16 protein-coding genes are annotated in these 18159 nt (G+C 28.4%); 9 read left to right on the top strand and 7 right to left on the bottom strand.

Annotated elements, in window-relative coordinates; all coding sequences use genetic code 11:
* The first annotated feature begins 52 nt into the window (after nt 1-52).
* The 6 genes from Q0984_RS08370 to albA all read left to right on the top strand — a co-directional run bounded on the left by Q0984_RS08370 (nt 53) and on the right by albA (nt 5917).
* The gene (locus tag Q0984_RS08370) at nt 53-481 is read left to right on the top strand and encodes a PadR family transcriptional regulator (protein WP_299526377.1); all 429 of its coding nucleotides are present in this window, start codon (nt 53-55) and stop codon (nt 479-481) included.
* A complete protein-coding gene (locus Q0984_RS08365; protein ID WP_299526374.1) occupies nt 465-1523 on the top strand; it encodes an ATP-binding cassette domain-containing protein in 1059 nt (352 codons plus the stop codon). Before Q0984_RS08370 ends, Q0984_RS08365 begins: the two co-directional genes overlap by 17 nt.
* Nucleotides 1510-2727, top strand: coding sequence for an ABC transporter permease (locus Q0984_RS08360; RefSeq protein ID WP_299526371.1), 1218 nt, complete (start codon nt 1510-1512; stop codon nt 2725-2727). Before Q0984_RS08365 ends, Q0984_RS08360 begins: the two co-directional genes overlap by 14 nt.
* Before the next feature lie 13 nt (nt 2728-2740).
* The gene (locus tag Q0984_RS08355) at nt 2741-3976 is read left to right on the top strand and encodes a PQQ-binding-like beta-propeller repeat protein (protein WP_299526368.1); all 1236 of its coding nucleotides are present in this window, start codon (nt 2741-2743) and stop codon (nt 3974-3976) included.
* Nucleotides 3977-4033: 57 nt separating this feature from the next.
* Nucleotides 4034-5569, top strand: a complete 1536-nt coding sequence (locus Q0984_RS08350) for a 2-isopropylmalate synthase (RefSeq protein ID WP_299526365.1) — start codon at nt 4034-4036, stop codon at nt 5567-5569.
* A gap of 72 nt (nt 5570-5641) precedes the next feature.
* Nucleotides 5642-5917: a DNA-binding protein Alba gene (albA, locus tag Q0984_RS08345; RefSeq protein ID WP_299526362.1), complete on the top strand. Its 276-nt coding sequence runs from the start codon at nt 5642-5644 to the stop codon at nt 5915-5917.
* A 30-nt stretch (nt 5918-5947) separates the two neighbouring features.
* Here albA and Q0984_RS08340 read toward each other — a convergent pair whose 3' ends face one another.
* The gene (locus Q0984_RS08340) at nt 5948-6607 is read right to left on the bottom strand and encodes a PHP domain-containing protein (RefSeq protein WP_299526359.1); all 660 of its coding nucleotides are present in this window, start codon (nt 6605-6607) and stop codon (nt 5948-5950) included.
* 2 nt (nt 6608-6609) lie between these two features.
* The gene (locus Q0984_RS08335; protein ID WP_299526356.1) at nt 6610-7644 is read right to left on the bottom strand and encodes a DUF1786 domain-containing protein; all 1035 of its coding nucleotides are present in this window, start codon (nt 7642-7644) and stop codon (nt 6610-6612) included.
* Between the two features lie 92 nt (nt 7645-7736).
* Between Q0984_RS08335 and Q0984_RS08330 the strand changes: the two genes are divergently transcribed.
* Nucleotides 7737-9038, top strand: a complete 1302-nt coding sequence (locus Q0984_RS08330; protein ID WP_299526353.1) for a TrpB-like pyridoxal phosphate-dependent enzyme — start codon at nt 7737-7739, stop codon at nt 9036-9038.
* A 1175-nt stretch (nt 9039-10213) separates the two neighbouring features.
* Here the strand turns inward: Q0984_RS08330 and Q0984_RS08325 are convergent.
* The 3 genes from Q0984_RS08325 to Q0984_RS08315 all read right to left on the bottom strand — a co-directional run bounded on the left by Q0984_RS08325 (nt 10214) and on the right by Q0984_RS08315 (nt 13615).
* Entirely contained in the window at nt 10214-10879 is a 666-nt protein-coding gene (locus Q0984_RS08325) for a hypothetical protein (RefSeq protein ID WP_299526350.1), read from the bottom strand.
* A gap of 68 nt (nt 10880-10947) precedes the next feature.
* A complete protein-coding gene (locus Q0984_RS08320) occupies nt 10948-13110 on the bottom strand; it encodes an Ig-like domain-containing protein (protein WP_299526346.1) in 2163 nt (720 codons plus the stop codon).
* Nucleotides 13111-13168: 58 nt separating this feature from the next.
* On the bottom strand, nt 13169-13615 hold the full coding sequence (locus tag Q0984_RS08315) for an Ig-like domain-containing protein (RefSeq protein WP_299526343.1): 447 nt from the start codon (nt 13613-13615) through the stop codon (nt 13169-13171).
* Nucleotides 13616-14174: 559 nt separating this feature from the next.
* Here Q0984_RS08315 and Q0984_RS08310 point away from each other — a divergent pair.
* Both Q0984_RS08310 and Q0984_RS08305 read left to right on the top strand, forming a co-directional pair.
* Complete coding sequence (locus tag Q0984_RS08310; RefSeq protein WP_299526341.1) at nt 14175-14951, top strand: ParA family protein; 777 nt, start codon at nt 14175-14177, stop codon at nt 14949-14951.
* A complete protein-coding gene (locus Q0984_RS08305) occupies nt 14952-15713 on the top strand; it encodes an AAA family ATPase (RefSeq protein ID WP_299526338.1) in 762 nt (253 codons plus the stop codon).
* Here the strand turns inward: Q0984_RS08305 and Q0984_RS08300 are convergent.
* Nucleotides 15696-16814 (bottom strand): radical SAM protein, encoded by a 1119-nt coding sequence (locus tag Q0984_RS08300; protein ID WP_299526335.1) that lies wholly within the window; start codon nt 16812-16814, stop codon nt 15696-15698. The genes Q0984_RS08305 and Q0984_RS08300 overlap by 18 nt on opposite strands.
* Before the next feature lie 70 nt (nt 16815-16884).
* A complete protein-coding gene (gene hisD / locus Q0984_RS08295) occupies nt 16885-18159 on the bottom strand; it encodes a histidinol dehydrogenase (protein WP_299526332.1) in 1275 nt (424 codons plus the stop codon).

Raw genomic sequence — 18159 nt, 5'->3', positions numbered from 1 at the left:
TTTTTACATATATAATTTTTTTAAATAACAAATAGGAGGTTTGAGTTAACCGATGTTTAAACGTAAAGAAACAGTTGATCATATTTCAAATAAGATTTTAAAACACTTTTCTAATGGTTTAACTCATGTTATTATATTATGGATTATTAGTAATGAAAGAATCCATGGTTATGGAATTATGAAGAAATTAGATGAATTTTTTGAATCTTGTAGTTCTAATGAATCTAGTAAAACAAATTCCAGTAAGATTTATCCTATTTTGAGGAGATTAGAAAAACATGGAATTATTAAGGGGGAATGGGGAGTTAGTAACAATAAACGTGTTAAATATTACACTCTTACTTGTGAAGGTGAAATATTACTTAATAACTTTAAAAATGAATTTGCTTACTTACTTGACAGCCCTCTTTGGTTAAATTTTATTGAAGACATGTCAAATAATGGAAAAAATGAGGTGGAAAACAATGAAGAATGCAATTGAAACTAAAGATCTTACAAAGGTCTATAAAAATTTCACTGCTGTTAATTCTTTAAATTTACAGATTCCTGAAAAAAGTATTTTTGGATTACTTGGACCAAATGGGGCAGGTAAAACTACAACAATTAAAATGCTTACATGTTTGATTCAACCTACTTCTGGTCAGGCTAAGGTTGGAGGATATGATGTTGAGGAAAATCCAAATGAAGTGAGGAATTTATTAGGTATGGTTCCTCAACAGGTTAGTTTATATAAAGACTTAACAGTTCAGGAAAATTCAGAATTATGTGCTGATTATTATGGTGTTCCAGTTGATGAAAAACATGACCGTATTGAAGAATTAATGGAATTAGTAGATATTAAGTATGCTAGAAATAAAAGAGTAGGTCAATTATCTGGTGGACAAAAACAAAAAGCTTCTCTTGTAGCTAGTTTAGTACATAGACCTAAAATATTATTTTTAGATGAACCAACAATCGGTCTTGACCCAACTACTAAAAGAACATTATGGGATTTAATTCGTGAATTAAATGATGAAGGAAATACTATTATTTTATGTTCTCATGACATGTATGAAGTAGATATGCTTTGTGATAATGTCGGAATTATAAATACTGGTAATTTAGTAGCTTATGATACTCCACAAGGTCTTAAAGATTCTCTTTTAAAAGAAGAAAAAGAAGAACATGAACTTAAAATAAAAAATACTTTAAGTGATATTTCAAGTGAAAATGAAATAAACAGGTCAACTAAAGAGGACATTGAAACTTTAAACTTAAAGAAAATGTCATTTTTACTTAAAGATACTAATGACTCAATTATTTCAGCTATTCAAGCTAACCCAAAAGTACATGGTGTTGAAATAGCTAAAAATGGTCGTTTTAATTTAAGAATTGATAATTTTGATGATAATGCTGTTAATGATGTTCTAAAAGATATTATTTCAGCAGGTGGAGTTGTTAAATCTATATATACTCAAGAACCATCTTTAGAAGATGTATTTATTAAAGCTACAGCAGAGGTGAATGAAGATGATAGAGCTTAGAAAATTTGCCTGGATGATTAAAAAAGAACTTTTAAGTTTAAAAAGACACCCTCCAAGATTAATTTCTATTGTAGCATTTCCTATTATCATGATTTTGTTATTTGGTTATGGTATGGGAGGAGACATGACTGATCTACCAGTAGTGGTTGTTTCTCAAAGTCATGGTGATTTAACTGATGTAACATTAGATACTATTAAAACAACAGACCAGTATAAGGTAATAGAAGTTATGGATGATGTGGATGATGCAAAAGAGCGGGTTGATAGTGGAGAGGTAAAAGCAGCTATTATACTGCCTGAGAACTATGATAGTAATGCCTCTCAAAAAGCAGTTACACTGTATCTGGATTCATCTGATCAAATGGCTTCATCTACTTTAGAAAGTGTAACTCAAGGAATATTTGCTAAATTATCAAATATGGAAGCAGCTAATGCAATAACTGCTAGTCCTTCATCACAAGAGTTAGAAAACAGTAATGCCACTATTAATCAAACTTCCTTAGCTACTGACACTCAAAGTGCAAATGTTACAAATTCTATTGGTCATTCATTTGATAATTTTAAAGATGATATTGCACTTCATATTAACAAAATATATGGTAATATTAAATATATTGACTTTTTAGTACCTGCAATTTTAGGAATGACTGTTATGATGTCTTGTATGATGGGTATGGGAGCATCAATAGCAGGAGAACGTGAAACTGGAGAATTAGCTAGATTATTCATGACTCCAACATCAATCGCAACTGTAGTTGGAGGTAAAATTGCATCTAAACTTGTAATTGAATTAGTTAGAGCACTTATATTAATTATAATGGCTATTGTATTCTTTGATGTAAGTATTAAAGGTGGAATCGTACAGACATTTGTTGTTCTTTTCTTTGGAGCTTTATGTTTTGTTGGTTTTGGTATTATGTTATCTGCAAGAACAAATACTCAGGAAGACTATACTCAAATAGCTATGCCATTTTCAATGCCTATGATGTTTGTTTCTGGAGTATTTTATCCAGTTGAAACTATGCCTTGGATTTTACAGAAAATAGCTTATTTATTCCCATTAACCTATCTTAATGATGCAATGAGGGGAATAATGATTAAAGGTCAAAGTTTAGGGGATGTATGGTTGGATTTAGTTATTTTATTAGGATTCACAGCACTATTCTTTATAATTGGTGTTAAAAGATTTAATAGAGATATTTGAGGAGGTTAAAATAATGTCTAAATATAACAAATTAGCAATTGGATTTATAATTTGCATGTTATGTATCAGTCCAATATCAGGTGCAAATATCGACTGGAACACATTTCAGGGTAATTTAAATCACACAGGATATTTAAATGATAATTCAGATTTTGTTACAAATTTATGGGTATTTAATATGGAATCTCCAGTTGTAGGTTCACCTGCAATTTATGGAGATTATATGTATGTTGTTTCACAAGAAGGAATTTTAAAAGCAATTGACATGGAAAATGGTACTGAAGACTGGTCATTTAGTTTAAAAGGAGATAGTAATGCAACACCAGTTGTAAGTAACAATACAGTATTTGTAGGAAATAATGAAAGTTTTAAAGCTATTGATATTGATTCACAAGATATTTTATGGAAATATAATACTTCTGAAGAAGCTATTCAAGGAGCAGCTTTTGTTGATAATGAAACTGTTTATGTTGGTTGTGATAATGGTAATGTTTATGGATTTAATGTAGCTGATGGTAATAAAACTTTTGAAGCAGATTTAGGTGATGATGAAATAGTCTCTTCTCCTGTTGTTGTTAACGGATCAATTTATGTTGGTTCAACTAATGGTAATGTTTACTGTATAGATATAAATAATACAAATATAACCTGGCAATATGCTACAGGAGATGCTATTTATTCTTCTCCAACATATGCTGATGGTAAAATTATAATTGGTTCTGATGATGATTCTGTATATGCATTAAATGAAACAACTGGAGATTTATGTTGGGATTATGATTTAAATAATAAAGTTAAATCGTCTGCATGTGTTGATGAATATAATAATAATGTTTACATAGGTTCTGATGAAGGTAATTTAACCTGTCTTGATTTAAGAGATGGAACTTTTAAATGGAGTCATGCTACAGGTGCTCCAGTTCAGTCAACTCCTGCTATGAAAGAAGATTTAATTGCATTCGGTTCTAATGATGGAAATGGTTATGTATTAAATAAATACACTGGTGAAGAAGAATTTACTTATAATCCAGGTACTGTTTTATTTAATTCAGAAATAACTTCCTCTCCTGTAATTAATGGAAACAGTTTATTCTTTGCAGATCATAGTGGACATGTTTATTCATTAAACATTGATAAAAATGAAGTTCCTACAGCAGAATATCTATATTATTCATTAGCTATTTTAGTTGTAATTTTAGTTGTAATTGTTGTTGTGGTTAAAACTGTTAAAAAACATAATAAAAGATAAACTTTAAATATTTAAAAAGAAGTAATACTAATTACATTAAAATGGGAAGTTTTAATTATGTATGGTAAAAACATCGAGACATTAAAAAAAGAAAATATGAATTTAGCTGATAAAATTCATATTTTTGATACAACTCTTAGAGACGGTGAACAAGCTCCTGGAGTTGCACTAACAGTTGACGAAAAAATTCAGATTGCACAAAAGCTTGATAAACTTGGTGTAGATAAAATTGAAGCAGGTTTTCCAGTATCCTCAAATGGTGAAAGAAAAGCTGCAAAAGAACTTAATGAATTAGGTTTGAATGCTACAGTTTTAGGTTTAGCTCGCAGTGTACAAAAAGATATTGATGCTGTACTTGATTCCGGATTGGACTACATACATACTTTTATTGGCACTTCTCCATTGCATAGAGATTATAAACTTAAAATGTCTAAAGAAAAAATCATCGAAACAGCTGTTGAATCTGTTGAATATGCAAAAGACCATGGTTTGACTGTTGAGTTTTCTGCAGAAGATGCAACAAGAACTGAACGTGAATATTTATTTGATGTTTATGATGCTGTTGTAGATGCTGGTGCAGACTTTTTAAATGTTCCGGATACTGTTGGAGTATTAATTCCTGTTATAACTAAAGAATTAGTTACCTCTCTTAAAGAAAGGTACACTACTCCGATTAGTGTTCATTTCCATAATGATTTTGGTTTAGCTACTGCAAATACATTAACTGCTATTGAATGTGGAGCAAATCAAGCTCATGTAACTGTTAATGGTATGGGGGAAAGGACTGGTAATGCTCCTCTTGAGGAGCTTATTGTAGCTTTACATGCAGCTTACAATATTGACTTGGATATTGATACAACACAATTATACAGTTTATCTGAATTTGTAGGTCGTATTACTGGTATTAAAATGCCTGTTAATAAACCGATTGTTGGAGCTAATGCATTTGCACATGAATCTGGTATTCATGTTCATGGTGTGTTAAATAATGCATTAACCTATGAACCAATTTCTCCAGAACTTGTTGGTCATTCAAGAAGAATTGTTTTAGGAAAACATACTGGAGCTAATGCTTTAAAAGCTAAATTAGAAAAATATAATATTGATTTAACTGAACAACAATTCCAAAGCGTATTTAATCAAATTAAAGCATTAGGAGATAAAGGTAAAACAGTAACTGATGATGATTTAAGAGCTATTGCTATAACTGAAATAAGTTCAGCTAAAGAAACTCCTATTAAACTTGAAGGTTTAGGAATATTATCTGGAGCAATTGTATCTCCAACAGCTACTGTTAAGTTAAATATTAATGGCGAATTAAAAGAAACATCCTGTACTGGTGTAGGTCCAGTTGATGCAGCTATTAATGCAATAAGGGAATTAATTCAAGATACAATGGATATTGAACTTGAAGAATATAATCTTGAAGCTATTACTGGTGGAACTAATGCATTAGCTGAAGTATTTGTTATTTCTTCTGATGGTGAAGGTAATAAATCAACTGGTAGAGCAACTAATGATGATGTTATAATGGCTAGTATATTAGCGGTGTTAGACTCTATTAACAAAATATTATTGATGGAAAAAAATTAGTTGAAGTAATGTTTATATGTTAAAAAAACTATACATTTAACTGAAATAAAGTCTATATGGAGTCATGATACTATGGATGAAAGTATTATCTTTATTGGCAGTAAACCAGTAATGAACTATGTTTTAGCAGTAGTAACACAATTCAATGGTGGAGCAGACAAAATATCTCTTAAAGCAAGAGGTAAAGCTATTAGTCGTGCTGTAGACACTGCAGAAATTGTTAGGAATGGATTTATTCCAAACACTGATGTTGAGGATATTAGTATTGCTACAGAACAAATAGACACTTACAACGGCGAAAAAACAAACGTTTCCACTATAGCAATAAAATTAGTAAAAAAAGAGTAAATTTACTTCTTTTTTCTTTTATCTTTTTTTTTAATATAATTTACGAACATGTTTGTCAAATAGATATTTTGATAATTTTATATTTGAAGTTCCTTTTCCATGAGCTTCTACTTGACCTTTTTTGATAGATTTTAAAACACTATCAATATTTAATTCACAATCAATTAAACTATAACAATCACCTAAAAAATCAATATAATGAGAGTCACTTGCTCCTAACTGAGGCATGTTATTTTTAATAGCTAGTTTTTTTGCTTTAGAGTTACACCATCCAACAATAAAACGAGCATTTTTACTTTCTATTGCATCAAAATTTAATTCGTAAGGATTACTTTTACAAAATAATCCATGTCTATAAAAACAGTAAGGATGAGGAATAATAGCTAATCCTCCTTGTTCATGAATCTTATCAATTGTTTCTTCAGGTTCTAAATCTCTTGGAACAATCTCTTCACAGCCAAACCCCAGAATATGGCCTTTTGAAGATGAAATTTCAATAGATGGAATTACAAGAAGATTCTCAATATTTTTTGTTTTTTCAATTGCAATTTTAGATCCTTCTACTGTGTTATGATCACTAATAGCTATGATGTCAATATGGTCTTTAATAGATTTTTTTATTATATCATCTATTTTTGTAGAAGAATCTGGAGAATACTGACAGTGTATATGAGAATCTAATTTATACATTTTTATTCATTCCATTCAATAGTTTTGATTAACCCGACTGTTCCAGTCATCATTACATCTCCTCCTGGACATGCATAATGCCAATCAAGATTAGTTTTTTCAATTAATTCTCTTTTAGGACCACTAACTATTACTTTTTCTAACTTGGATATAGGATTTAACACATGTGCTCCATGACCATGGTCATTATATATTTCTTCATTTGTAATTTCACCACTAGCTAATCTGTTGATATATCTTTCCAATGATTCGCCAGTTAAATTAGAAGTATGGTGTTCAAATAATCCTTGGATTTTACCATTTTCTATTGATGCAGCAGTAGTATGTCCATTTCCAATGTCAATAGCTATATAACTATTTAATTTGGAAGCATCTTCATCATAACACATTCCAGCTATTGAAGCAAATTTAGTATCCATTAATAGGGGTGTTTCATCAATACCTTCTTTTTTAAGGGTTTTTTCTACAGATTTCATTCTGGAATAATAATCTGGAACATTTCCATTAAATCCAAAGCTTTCAGGTTCGATAGGTTTACTTAATTTTTCCCTGATTTTTTCAAACCTGAAGTCTCTGTCTCCCATATTTTCATTGTATCCATGGTCTTGAACAGCAATAGCTATTTTATCAATATCAAAATCCAAATCATAACCTAATATAAACTCAGATAACTTTTTAATATTTATATCTCCTAGATGGATTTTACTGTATCCTTCATAACTTTTATTTTCATCAGCTATTTTAATTCCATAGGATTTTACTTGTTCTAAGTTATCTCTTATTGTTTTAGCACAATTGGCTTCCATTACCACGTCATAACCTTTATCTATATGTTCAAGAATACTTCTTTTTAATTTTCCTCCACCCATAATTTCTCCGTCAAAATAAATGTCATTTTCAATTTCTTTAATTTGTTGGGAAATGTAAATGTGTGGTGAAGGTAGAACTAATTTAATTGAGTTTTCTAGCTCTTTTTTGTTATTGTAAATTAGTATATCTTGAGTTCCTGTTCCAACATCAATAGCTAAGATTTTCATATTTTTAAATAGGTTTTTATTCTATTAATATATTATTATTGTACAAAAATGTACACTAAAGTTTTAAATAGTACATTATATAATTTATTAATATGAATTATAAAATAGAATTATCATCTGAAGATGTGCCAAAAAAATGGTACAATATTAACGCTGATTTACCTTGTGAACTTCCAATGCCAAAAAACAGTGAAGGAAAAGATCAAATTGGAGATTTACAAAAAGCATTTACAAAAGCAGCACTAGATCAGGAGTTTGCAACTGAAAGATATATTAAAATTCCACAAAAAGTAAGGGAATTATACATGCAAATGGGAAGACCAACTTCTTTATTTAGAGCTAAACGCCTTGAAGAAAAATTAAATACTCCAGCTAAAATCTATTACAAAAGAGAAGACACCTCTCCTACAGGATCACATAAATTAAACAGTGCAATTCCACAAGCATACTTTGCTAAAAAAGAAGGAATTGAAAGATTAACAACAGAAACAGGTGCAGGACAATGGGGAACTGCATTATCACTTGCTTGTTCATTACTTGACTTGGAATGTACAGTATACATGGTTAAAGTATCATTTAATCAAAAACCAGACAGAAAAAACATAATGAATATTTATGGTGGAGAAGTCTTTGCCTCCCCAAGTGAAAACACAGAATTTGGACGTAAAGTATTAGCCAAAAACCCTGACCATGTAGGATCACTTGGAATAGCTATTTCAGAAGCAATGGAAGAAGCTCTTAACAATGACAATGTAAAATACACTTTAGGTAGTGTGTTAAACCATGTAATGTTACATCAAACTATTATTGGTCAAGAACTTAAAACACAATTAGAAATAGCTAATGAAGAACCAGACACTATGGTTGCTTGTGTTGGTGGAGGAAGTAACTTTGCAGGAGCATTATATCCATTTATCAAAGATAAACTTGATGGAAACAGTGACACTGAATTTATTGCAGTAGAACCAAGTGCATGTCCAACATTAACTGAAGGTAAATATGAATATGACTTTGGAGATTCAAACGGATTCACTCCACTTCTTAAAATGTATACCTTAGGACATGACTTTGTAGCACCAGCAGTACATGCAGGAGGTTTAAGATACCATGGAATGTGTCCACAAATCTCATTACTTGCACATGAAGGATATATTAATCCAAGAACTGCCCATCAAAGAGATGTATTTAATGCAGGAATCCAATTTGCTAAATGTGAAGGAATAGTTCCAGCACCAGAAACTACTCATGCAATTAAAGCAGGTATTGATGAAGCTATTAAATGCAGACAAACAGGAGAAGAAAAAACTATTGTTATTAACTTCTCAGGACATGGTATGTTAGATTTAAAAGGTTATGCGAACTACTTCTCTGGTGAAATGCCAAACAGTAAATAGAGTTGAGATTAATTCTCTACTCTATTAATTCTGTAATATTCTATTTTACTATTTTTTAGTTTAACTTCAATATAAATTTCATTAAGCTGTAAATTTTCAGTTTTAAAAAATTTAAAAATAATTAATTTTACAGACTCATTTTTTAAAATTTACTTTGGAAATAATATCCCTGATAATATAATGTAACAACTTTCTAAAAATAGCCATAGATCTTTATATTTAGGATGTTTGTTTAATGTTTTGAATTTGGGATGTTTTATAAAGATTATGAAAGATAATAATGGAATTAAAAGTATGAAACCTGTATATATAGAATTATTCACATTCATGTTAAATAATTTCATTAGAATTATGTAGCTATATTGGATTATTAGCATAGCATATAATGTTTTGAGATATTTTAGTTCTATATTTTTCATATTTTATTCCTTTATTATTGTTGTTGATATAAATGGCATTATTCTATTATAAATAGGGTGAAAAATTAATTCTCTACTCTGTTAATTTGAAAGTATTCCGTAAAATACTATTTGAAATATTATACAGTACAAACCTTCTAAAAGCAACCATCGTTCTTTATATTTTTGATATTTTTTGTTAAATGGTTTAATTTTCGAATGTATGGTGAATATTATTATTCCGGATAGGGCGGGGATTATCAGTATAAAATTGGTATATGTATTGTTTATATCTATGTTAAATAATCTCATTATGATCATGTAGCTATATTGAATTATTAGCATAGTATATAATATTTTGAGATATTTTAGTTCTATATTTTTCATATTTTTTCCTGTTTTATTCTTGTTGTTGATATAAGTGGTATTATTTCTCTCTAAATTAAAAAAATAAAAATAGAGTTGAGATTAATTTTCTACTCTATTAATTTGAAAGTATTCCGTAAAATACTATTTGGAATATTATGCAGTACCAACATTCTAAAATCATCCATAACCTCTCATATTTTTGATGTTTTTTGTTAAATGGTTTAATTTTCGAATGTATGGCGAATATTATTATTGATAGAAAAGGGATTAGAAATATGAAATTGGTATATGTATTGTTTATATCTATGTTAAATAATCTCATTATGATCATGTAGCTATATTGAATTATTAGTATAGCATATAATATTTTGAGATATTTTAGTTCTATATTTTTCATATTTTTCACCATTATCTAAGAGCATTATATCCTAAATAATCCCATGCATCTATTTGGTTATGTTTAAAATAGGAATATGTTTCATTTCTGTCCATTTTTCTTGCTCCATTTTTGCCATTAATATAAATAGCATTATCTCTATCTAATCTACCATCACTTAAAACAGGAACTTCAATAAATGCTTCATACCCATTATTGTCTTTAAAACAAAAGGTTTTTGTTCTATCTTGAATCAGAGATGGATGATAACTGAAGTATTGCCAAGTATCCATAGGTTTTAAATCATTTCTCACTTGAACAGTAAATTCACCATATCCTATCATTAAACTAACTGATGATCCTATTGCCTCCAAAATAGATGTACATCCTAAAAATATAGTTCCAATACTTAATTCTAGTCCTGCCTTAATATCAATTATTTCAAAGAATGTTGCATTTGTATTTGTTTTTCTTATACCTTCAAAAAAATCTCCAAAATCTGTAATGACATTCATAACGTTGTTGATACAGTTTTTTAGATTTTTAATGAGATTGTCTGTTAAATTATCATGGAAACAAGTAAATATATTATTAGAATATACTCCTTTATAACAAAAATCGTCTTTGAATAATATATCATATACTAATCCAGTAGTAGTGTTTATGGTAATATATGAATTACTTCCGTCTGTAGACATAATGCTGAATGTATCGTTGTTTTTTAGTATTGTAAAATTATTATTGATTATGGAGTTGCATAATAACTCTAAAGAACAGTTACTTGAATTTCCAGCAAACTTAATGCTATATTTTCTAATTTGGATAATGCTAATGAATTAACAAATCTAAATCCAATAATATTTGTTTGGTTGTTGGAATTAATATTCATACTCATACTGGCATTTAATGAATGAATATATGCTGATTCATTATTATTTACTCCGCACATAACAATAATATTTGAGTTTCTATTCCAAGTGACATTATATTTTTGGGAGTATAAATCTGCAAAGAAATCACTTAACCAAATGGTACTTAATGCTGTTAAAAAAGTTCCATATGATGCTTTCATTCCGCCAATAGGATAACTTCTATTTTGATTTAAATAGTGGATTATTGTGTTGTTTGTTATTTTTTGATTTGTTATTGCATAAGATTGTATTACTTCAAATCCATTTTTTCTATCATAGTATTTACCAAAGCTTATATGTTCTTTTTTAAGAACTTGATAATCTTTAAAGTTGAAAGTTGTTATAATACTTTCTTTTGATGGAAGATTACCAATTTTTTGCATGTTATCTGTATAATTAAGGTATTCTTTAGTTTCAGCAAATTGTAAATTGTTATATCTATTGAATTTATTATAGGGTCGTACCATTACATCAGTATTGTGACCCATATCATTTTTAATGAGGCCAAATCTTACACCTGTTTCATCTAATTGGCAAGGATTACTAAATCCTATGCTTATTTTTTTAATACCATTAATCACGATTATATTTTCTTCAAAATCTGGAATTGCCATGTTTGATTGTTCTTTTTGTTTGTATATTGCGCTAAATTGATTAGTCCCATTATTTAAGAATCCATAATATGTTATGTTTGTATTATTTTGATTTGATGTTATTGTAATATTGGATAATCCGGTATTATCTAATTTTATAATTTTAGTAGTTTTAAAATCAATATCTTCAAATCCTGAATAACCATTTGATTTTTGCATTCCAGTATAATATTGATATTCTTTGGTATTTGTAACTATATTTAATAATCTTGTAACAGGTATTTTAATATTTCCAGTTATCCCTCCTGAGGCTATATACTCTGATTTAAGCCAACCTGCTTCTATAAGCCAACCAAAGTTTGTTACATTTAAGTAATTTGGAATAAGTATTGTATATCTGAAAATATTACTATCAACTATAATGTTATTTATTTTATTTGATGGCATGTAATAATCATTACTATCATATTTGGAAGTAATTTTATATGTTCCTGGTTTTAGAACTATTTTTAAGCTAACTTGACCATGTGTGTCTGTTTTTAGACTATAATTTGTGTTATTAATATTAATATTGATTAGCTGATTACTAAGTCCTCTATTCCAATTGTCTTTTAAGGTAATATTAAAACATTTGGTTTTATTTTCTTCAATAAATAATTTTAAATCATTTGCATATAATGTGGTGGGATGTTTATTTACATTAATTTCTTTTATAATGCTTGAACTTTTATAGTAATCATCACCATTAAATGTTATGCTGATTTTATATTTTCCTATATGGTTTGAATTGATATTTATGAATGCATTTCCATTATTATCTGTTGTTTTTGTATATTTTTCATTATTTATTGTGAAAATAAGATTTTTATTTGCGATACCTGTATTGCCATCTGTTAATTTAACATTAAATTTACTTGTTTCATCAAAATATTTATTTAAATTATTTGCTATTAAGTAAGTTGACTTTTTAATAATAATAACATTATTAACATGATTTGAGTTTGAGTAATATTCATCACCATTATAGACTGAAGATGCTATGTATTTTCCTTCTTGAAGATTTATGTTTAATGTAGCATATCCTTTGTTATCAGTAGTTCTTGTATAAGTTACACCATGAATTGTAATTTGCACATCTTTATTGTTTAAAACGTTATTTTTATAATCCACGAGTTTAACTTTGTAAGGTTCGGGATTTCCGTAATATTTTGTTAAATCGTTACCTGATAAACTTGTTGCTTTACGGTTAACATTTATAGTATTTGTGATACTTGATCCATAATAGTAATTATTACCTAAATATGTGGTGGATACTGTATATTTACCAGAATAAAGGTTTATATTTTGAAAAACTTTACCATGGTCATTTGTAGTTTTGGTATAAGTAATTCCGTTTATTTTGATGTTGATATTACAATTTTTCATAGGATTTTGATTGTTATCTTTTAAAGTTACTACATATTGGTTGGAATCGCCATAATATTTACTTATATCTAAATCCAGAAATTGACGGTTGTAATTTATAATTAATCATTGAAATTGTAGCAGATCCACTACATGGATTGTAAAATGTATTTCCTTGATAAGTATAAGTTATAGGGTATGTTCCGTATTCTAAATTAATATTTAAACGGGCACTACCATCTTCTTGACATACACGGGAATAACTTACTCCATGTATTGTAAAAATAATTGTTTCTGAACTTAATGGATTGCCATAAATATCTTTTAAGGTAACAATAAATGGTAATCCTTTGTGATTTAGTTTATAATCATGACCTAATACATGTGTATTAGTTTTACTACTCATTAAATTAATTTCATTAATATTACTTTGATTTATATAGTTATCTTCTAGGGTTATGTTATTTTCATTTGAAATTTCATTTTCTTGAATTGTATCATATTTATTATTTTGTTCGTTATCCATTGCATATACTGAGGATAATGTTAAGAAAAATACTAATATGATTATAGCTATTTTTACTTTCGTATTTTAAGCCTCCATTTTTATTGAAATTATTTTAAGACAAAATTAATTTCATGTAATATTTGTTTTGTTGATTTATAAATTTTTTCAATTGTATTTTATTTATAACTTATAACTTATAACTAAAAACATATAACTAATAACTTCTAACTATTAACTTATTTCTTATTCTTTATAAGTTATTACTTAACATATCTAACTTATAACTTATTTCTTAAAACGTAGAATTTATAAGATAGAAGTTATAAAATATAACTTATACATTAAACCTTTTAACTTAAAACTTATCTCTTTTAAGTTATGAGGTATAAGTTATTAATTAGAAGTTATATCCTATAACTTATTCATTAAAAGTTAAAACTTATTTCTTTTAAGTTATATCCTATAAGTTATCTCTTTTAACTTATTTCTTAAAAGTTAAAAGTTATTTCTTTTAATTTATAACTTAAAATTTATTTCTAATAAGTTAGAACTTATCATTTATAAGGAGAGTTAATTAATGAGTGAAATAATAGCTGTAATGAATCAGAAAGGTGGTTGTGGAAAAACTACAACTGTGGTTAATACTGCAACTTCATTAGCTGTAATGGGTAAAACGGTTTTAGTAATTGATATGGATCCTCAGGCTAATGCAACTACTAGCTTTGGAATTGATAAAACACAATTAGAAAACACTATTTATGACGCGATTGTAGGGGATGTAAGTGTTAAAAAGGCAACAATTCCTACTTTTATTAAGAACTTATTTATTATTCCAAGTAATATTTCATTAAGTGGAGCAGGAGTTGAATTAAGCAAAAAAGAAAATTATCATATTATATTAAAAGAAACTCTTAAGGAGTTACCTCCCTTATTTGACTATATATTCATTGATTTACCTCCTTCTTTAGGTGTTATAACTGTTAATGCATTAGTTGCAGCTGACAGTGTTCTTATACCTATTCAAGCTGAATATTATGCATTGGAAGGAGTAGCTGATTTGATTAATACTATTAATTTAGTTAAGAAAAGACTCAGAACACCTGTTCCTATTAAAGGTATTCTTCTAACATTATATGATAAAAGAACAAGACTTAGTAAGGATGTCTACAAGGAACTTAAAAGTCATTTTGGAAGTACTAATCTATTATTTAATACAGTGATTCCAAGAAATATTAGGTTAGCTGAAGCACCAAGTTATGGTAAACCTTGTTTAATTTATGATCCTGAAAGTACTGGTACAAAAGCTTATTTAAACTTAGCTAAAGAAATTATAGAACGTGATGGGGGCGAGTAGATGGCTAAAAAATCAACAGGTTTGGGAAAAGGATTAGACTCTTTAATCCCTGATTTTTATGATAAAGATTTTGATAGTAATTCTGCAGTATCTCTGGAAGAAATGTTAAATGAAGATGAAAAACAGGAAGAATCTAATGAAGATATTGTAGAAAATATTGATGAAGAAGATAAATCTAGTGAAGAACATGTTGAAGAAATTTCTGAAAATGAAGATTCTAATGAGGAAATTGTAGAAGAAGTTTCTGAAAATGATGAATCTAGTGAGGAAATTCCTGAAGATAATGAATCTTTGGATGAAGATATTGTAGATGATGATACTTCTGAAGAGTCTTCAAGTGAGGATATTGTAGATGATAATTCTTCTGAAGAATCTTCAGGTGATGATATTGAAGATATTGTAAAAGAAGAAACTCAACAAGAAGAAAATGATGAGGAAGATGATAGCGATGAGGATGTCAACCAAGAGGAAACTGAAAATATTGAAACATCATCCGAAGACTTATCTAGCGTTGAAAGTGATGAAGAAAGCATACAAAATCAAAAAGAACAAGAAAAAATCTCAGAAAACGTAGCTGAAGTTAAAGAAATTGTTGATAAAAATCCAAGGATTACTTTATGGTCTTCCAGATCTGCAGCAGTATTTAGATACTTAAGAAAAACTGAACCTGAATTTAGTATTAGTAAAGAAGCTTCAGTTTTAGTTGATGAAGCAGTATCTAAAAAATATCCTGAAATTTGGGAATTATTCGAAGATATCTAAACTAGGTTGATACTCTCCATCTAATTTAATATATCTTTCAGCTCTATTTACAGCTATTCCTAATCTTTTTAATTCTTCTTTTTTTGTAAATTTATATTTTTTTCTAATAGATATTATTTTTCTAGCTGATTTTACACCAATACCTGGAACTCTTATAAGATCAATAAATGGTGCACTATTAATTTCTACAGGAAAAATATTCATTTTATTTGCAGCTGAAATTTTAGGATCAATGTCTAGTGATAATCTATCATTATTATCAAAACTTAATTCTTTAACTTTGTATTTGTAATCATTAAGTAAACTATCTGCATTGTAAAGTCTACCTACTCTTTGGCTGTTGCAGTTATCTTTTTTTTCAAATTCAGTCCCATCAATTGGTGTAAATCCACTGTAATATGCACGTTCTAATTTAGAATTTCTGTATATTTTATCCATTCTATGTAGAATTTCTTTATCTGTTTCATTATTTGCACCAATAATTAATTGTGTTGTATGGGTAGAATTTGGATATGTAGTAGAACTATTTTCTAGACTGTCTATCCAGTGTAGTCTTTTTAAAATATCTTTCTTATAATCCTTTGTAGATGATAATTCAGCTAAACCACTTGGTGTGGCTGCTTCAATGTTAATACTAACTCTATTAGCTAGTGACATAGCTCTTTTAATAGAATCTTTAGATGCTCCCGGAACTATTTTTAGATGTATATAATCATCATAACCATAATCTTTTCTAAGACATTTACAAGTTTCTATTGTTTTTTCCATTGTAGAATCTTCATTGTCTGCAATACCTGAACTTAAAAATAGACCGTTTACAAGACCTTTATCATAATATACCATAAAAGCTTTAGCTAGTTCTTGGGGACTTAATTCGAGTCTTGTAAAATTTCTTTTAGATTGGTTAATACAGTATTTACAATCATTTTTACATTTGTTTGTAAGTAAAGTCTTAAATAATGGTATTTCACATCCATTATGACCAATAGCATGGTAAATTCCAGGTAAATTAACTTGTGATGATTTTTGATGGTTTACATAATCACATAAGTCATACTGAGCAGAGTCAGTTAAAACTTTCATCTTACTTAAAGTAGACATGATTAATTATATTATATTAGTTATAATTAATGCTTTTGGGTAAGCATTTGAAAAATAAAAGTAAACTAGATTATTTATTTAATCTAGTTTTAATTGAGTCAACATGTGCATATAATCCTTCATATTCAGCTATTGGAACACATGTTTTTGCTATGTTTTCTAAACCTTCTTGTGTGATTTTTTGAACAGTTGGTTTTTTAATGAAGGATTCTGTAGATAATCCTGAGTACATTTTAGCACCTCCACCAGTTGGAAGTACATGGTTGGTTCCAGATCCATAATCTCCACATGCTACTGGAGAATATTTACCTAAAAATATTGATCCAGCATTATTTATTTGACTTAATACATTTTCATCATCGTTAGTCATGATAACTAAGTGTTCTGGAGCATATTCATTAGTAACATGTATTGCATCTTCAAAGTTTTTAGTAAGAATGATTTTTCCACTATTAGATAATGCTTCTAAGATAATTTCTTTTCTTGGCGCATCTTTAGTTTTTTTATCTACAAATTCCAATACTTCATTAGCTAATGCTTCATCATCAGTTACAAAAAAACAGGATGCTTTAGGGTCGTGTTCTGCTTGTGATAATATGTCTGTTGCAATATATTCTGCATTTGCTGATGAATCTGCAAGTATTAAAACTTCTGAAGGACCTGCAGGGAATTCTATGTCTACTTGTCCAAATACTAATTTTTTAGCAGCTGTCACGAAAATGTTTCCAGGACCTACAATTTTTTCGACTTTAGGAACACTTTCACTACCATAAGCCATAGCTCCTATAGCTTGAGCTCCTCCTACTTTGTATATTTCATCTGCTCCAGCTAAATTAGCAGCTACTAGAATTGCATTGCCTATTTTACCATCTTTTTGTGGTGGTGAACAACACACGATTTTTTTAACTCCAGCTATTTTTGCAGGAATCACAGTCATTAAAATTGTAGATGGATAAACTGCTCTTCCTCCGGGAATATAACAACCAACACTGTTTAGTGGTCTTACAATCTGTCCAGCTGTAATTCCTTTTTTAACTTCAATTTTCCATTCTTCAGGAATTTCTTTTTCATGGAATTTTTTAATATTTTCAGCTGCTTTTTTAAGAGCTTCTAATAAATTATCATCTATAGTTTCATAAGCTTCCTTGATTTCTTCATCACTAACTTTAAGAGTATCTATTTCTACTTTATCAAATTTTTGAGTATAATCTTTTAGTGCTTGATCTTTATTATCTCTAACATTTTTTAAAATATCAGATACAGTATCTAAAACATTGTTTACATCTTCTTCTGACCTTTTAACTGTTTGAGATAAATCAATATCTTCATATCTTAAAAGTTCCAT

This window comes from uncultured Methanobrevibacter sp. (assembly GCF_934746965.1).
In the GTDB taxonomy this organism is placed as follows: domain Archaea; phylum Methanobacteriota; class Methanobacteria; order Methanobacteriales; family Methanobacteriaceae; genus Methanocatella.
The sequence above is the reverse complement of the archived record's forward strand: the minus strand, read 5'-3'. Positions and strand labels throughout refer to the sequence as shown.

Excerpts from the sequence above, each read along its gene's own strand:
- Q0984_RS08350 (WP_299526365.1), top strand. The coding sequence starts at position 4,034 with ATGTATGGTAAAAACATCGAGACATTAAAAAAAGAAAATATGAATTTA.
- Q0984_RS08310 (WP_299526341.1), top strand. The coding sequence starts at position 14,175 with ATGAGTGAAATAATAGCTGTAATGAATCAGAAAGGTGGTTGTGGAAAA.
- Q0984_RS08305 (WP_299526338.1), top strand. The coding sequence starts at position 14,952 with ATGGCTAAAAAATCAACAGGTTTGGGAAAAGGATTAGACTCTTTAATC.
- Q0984_RS08300 (WP_299526335.1), bottom strand. The coding sequence starts at position 16,814 with ATGTCTACTTTAAGTAAGATGAAAGTTTTAACTGACTCTGCTCAGTAT.
- Q0984_RS08315 (WP_299526343.1), bottom strand. The coding sequence starts at position 13,615 with ATGGATAACGAACAAAATAATAAATATGATACAATTCAAGAAAATGAA.
- Q0984_RS08340 (WP_299526359.1), bottom strand. The coding sequence starts at position 6,607 with ATGTATAAATTAGATTCTCATATACACTGTCAGTATTCTCCAGATTCT.
- Q0984_RS08360 (WP_299526371.1), top strand. The coding sequence starts at position 1,510 with ATGATAGAGCTTAGAAAATTTGCCTGGATGATTAAAAAAGAACTTTTA.
- Q0984_RS08330 (WP_299526353.1), top strand. The coding sequence starts at position 7,737 with ATGAATTATAAAATAGAATTATCATCTGAAGATGTGCCAAAAAAATGG.
- Q0984_RS08335 (WP_299526356.1), bottom strand. The coding sequence starts at position 7,644 with ATGAAAATCTTAGCTATTGATGTTGGAACAGGAACTCAAGATATACTA.
- Q0984_RS08355 (WP_299526368.1), top strand. The coding sequence starts at position 2,741 with ATGTCTAAATATAACAAATTAGCAATTGGATTTATAATTTGCATGTTA.
- Q0984_RS08365 (WP_299526374.1), top strand. The coding sequence starts at position 465 with ATGAAGAATGCAATTGAAACTAAAGATCTTACAAAGGTCTATAAAAAT.
- Q0984_RS08320 (WP_299526346.1), bottom strand. The coding sequence starts at position 13,110 with ATGAAAAATTGTAATATCAACATCAAAATAAACGGAATTACTTATACC.
- Q0984_RS08325 (WP_299526350.1), bottom strand. The coding sequence starts at position 10,879 with ATGTCTACAGACGGAAGTAATTCATATATTACCATAAACACTACTACT.
- Q0984_RS08370 (WP_299526377.1), top strand. The coding sequence starts at position 53 with ATGTTTAAACGTAAAGAAACAGTTGATCATATTTCAAATAAGATTTTA.
- hisD (WP_299526332.1), bottom strand. The coding sequence starts at position 18,159 with ATGGAACTTTTAAGATATGAAGATATTGATTTATCTCAAACAGTTAAA.
- albA (WP_299526362.1), top strand. The coding sequence starts at position 5,642 with ATGGATGAAAGTATTATCTTTATTGGCAGTAAACCAGTAATGAACTAT.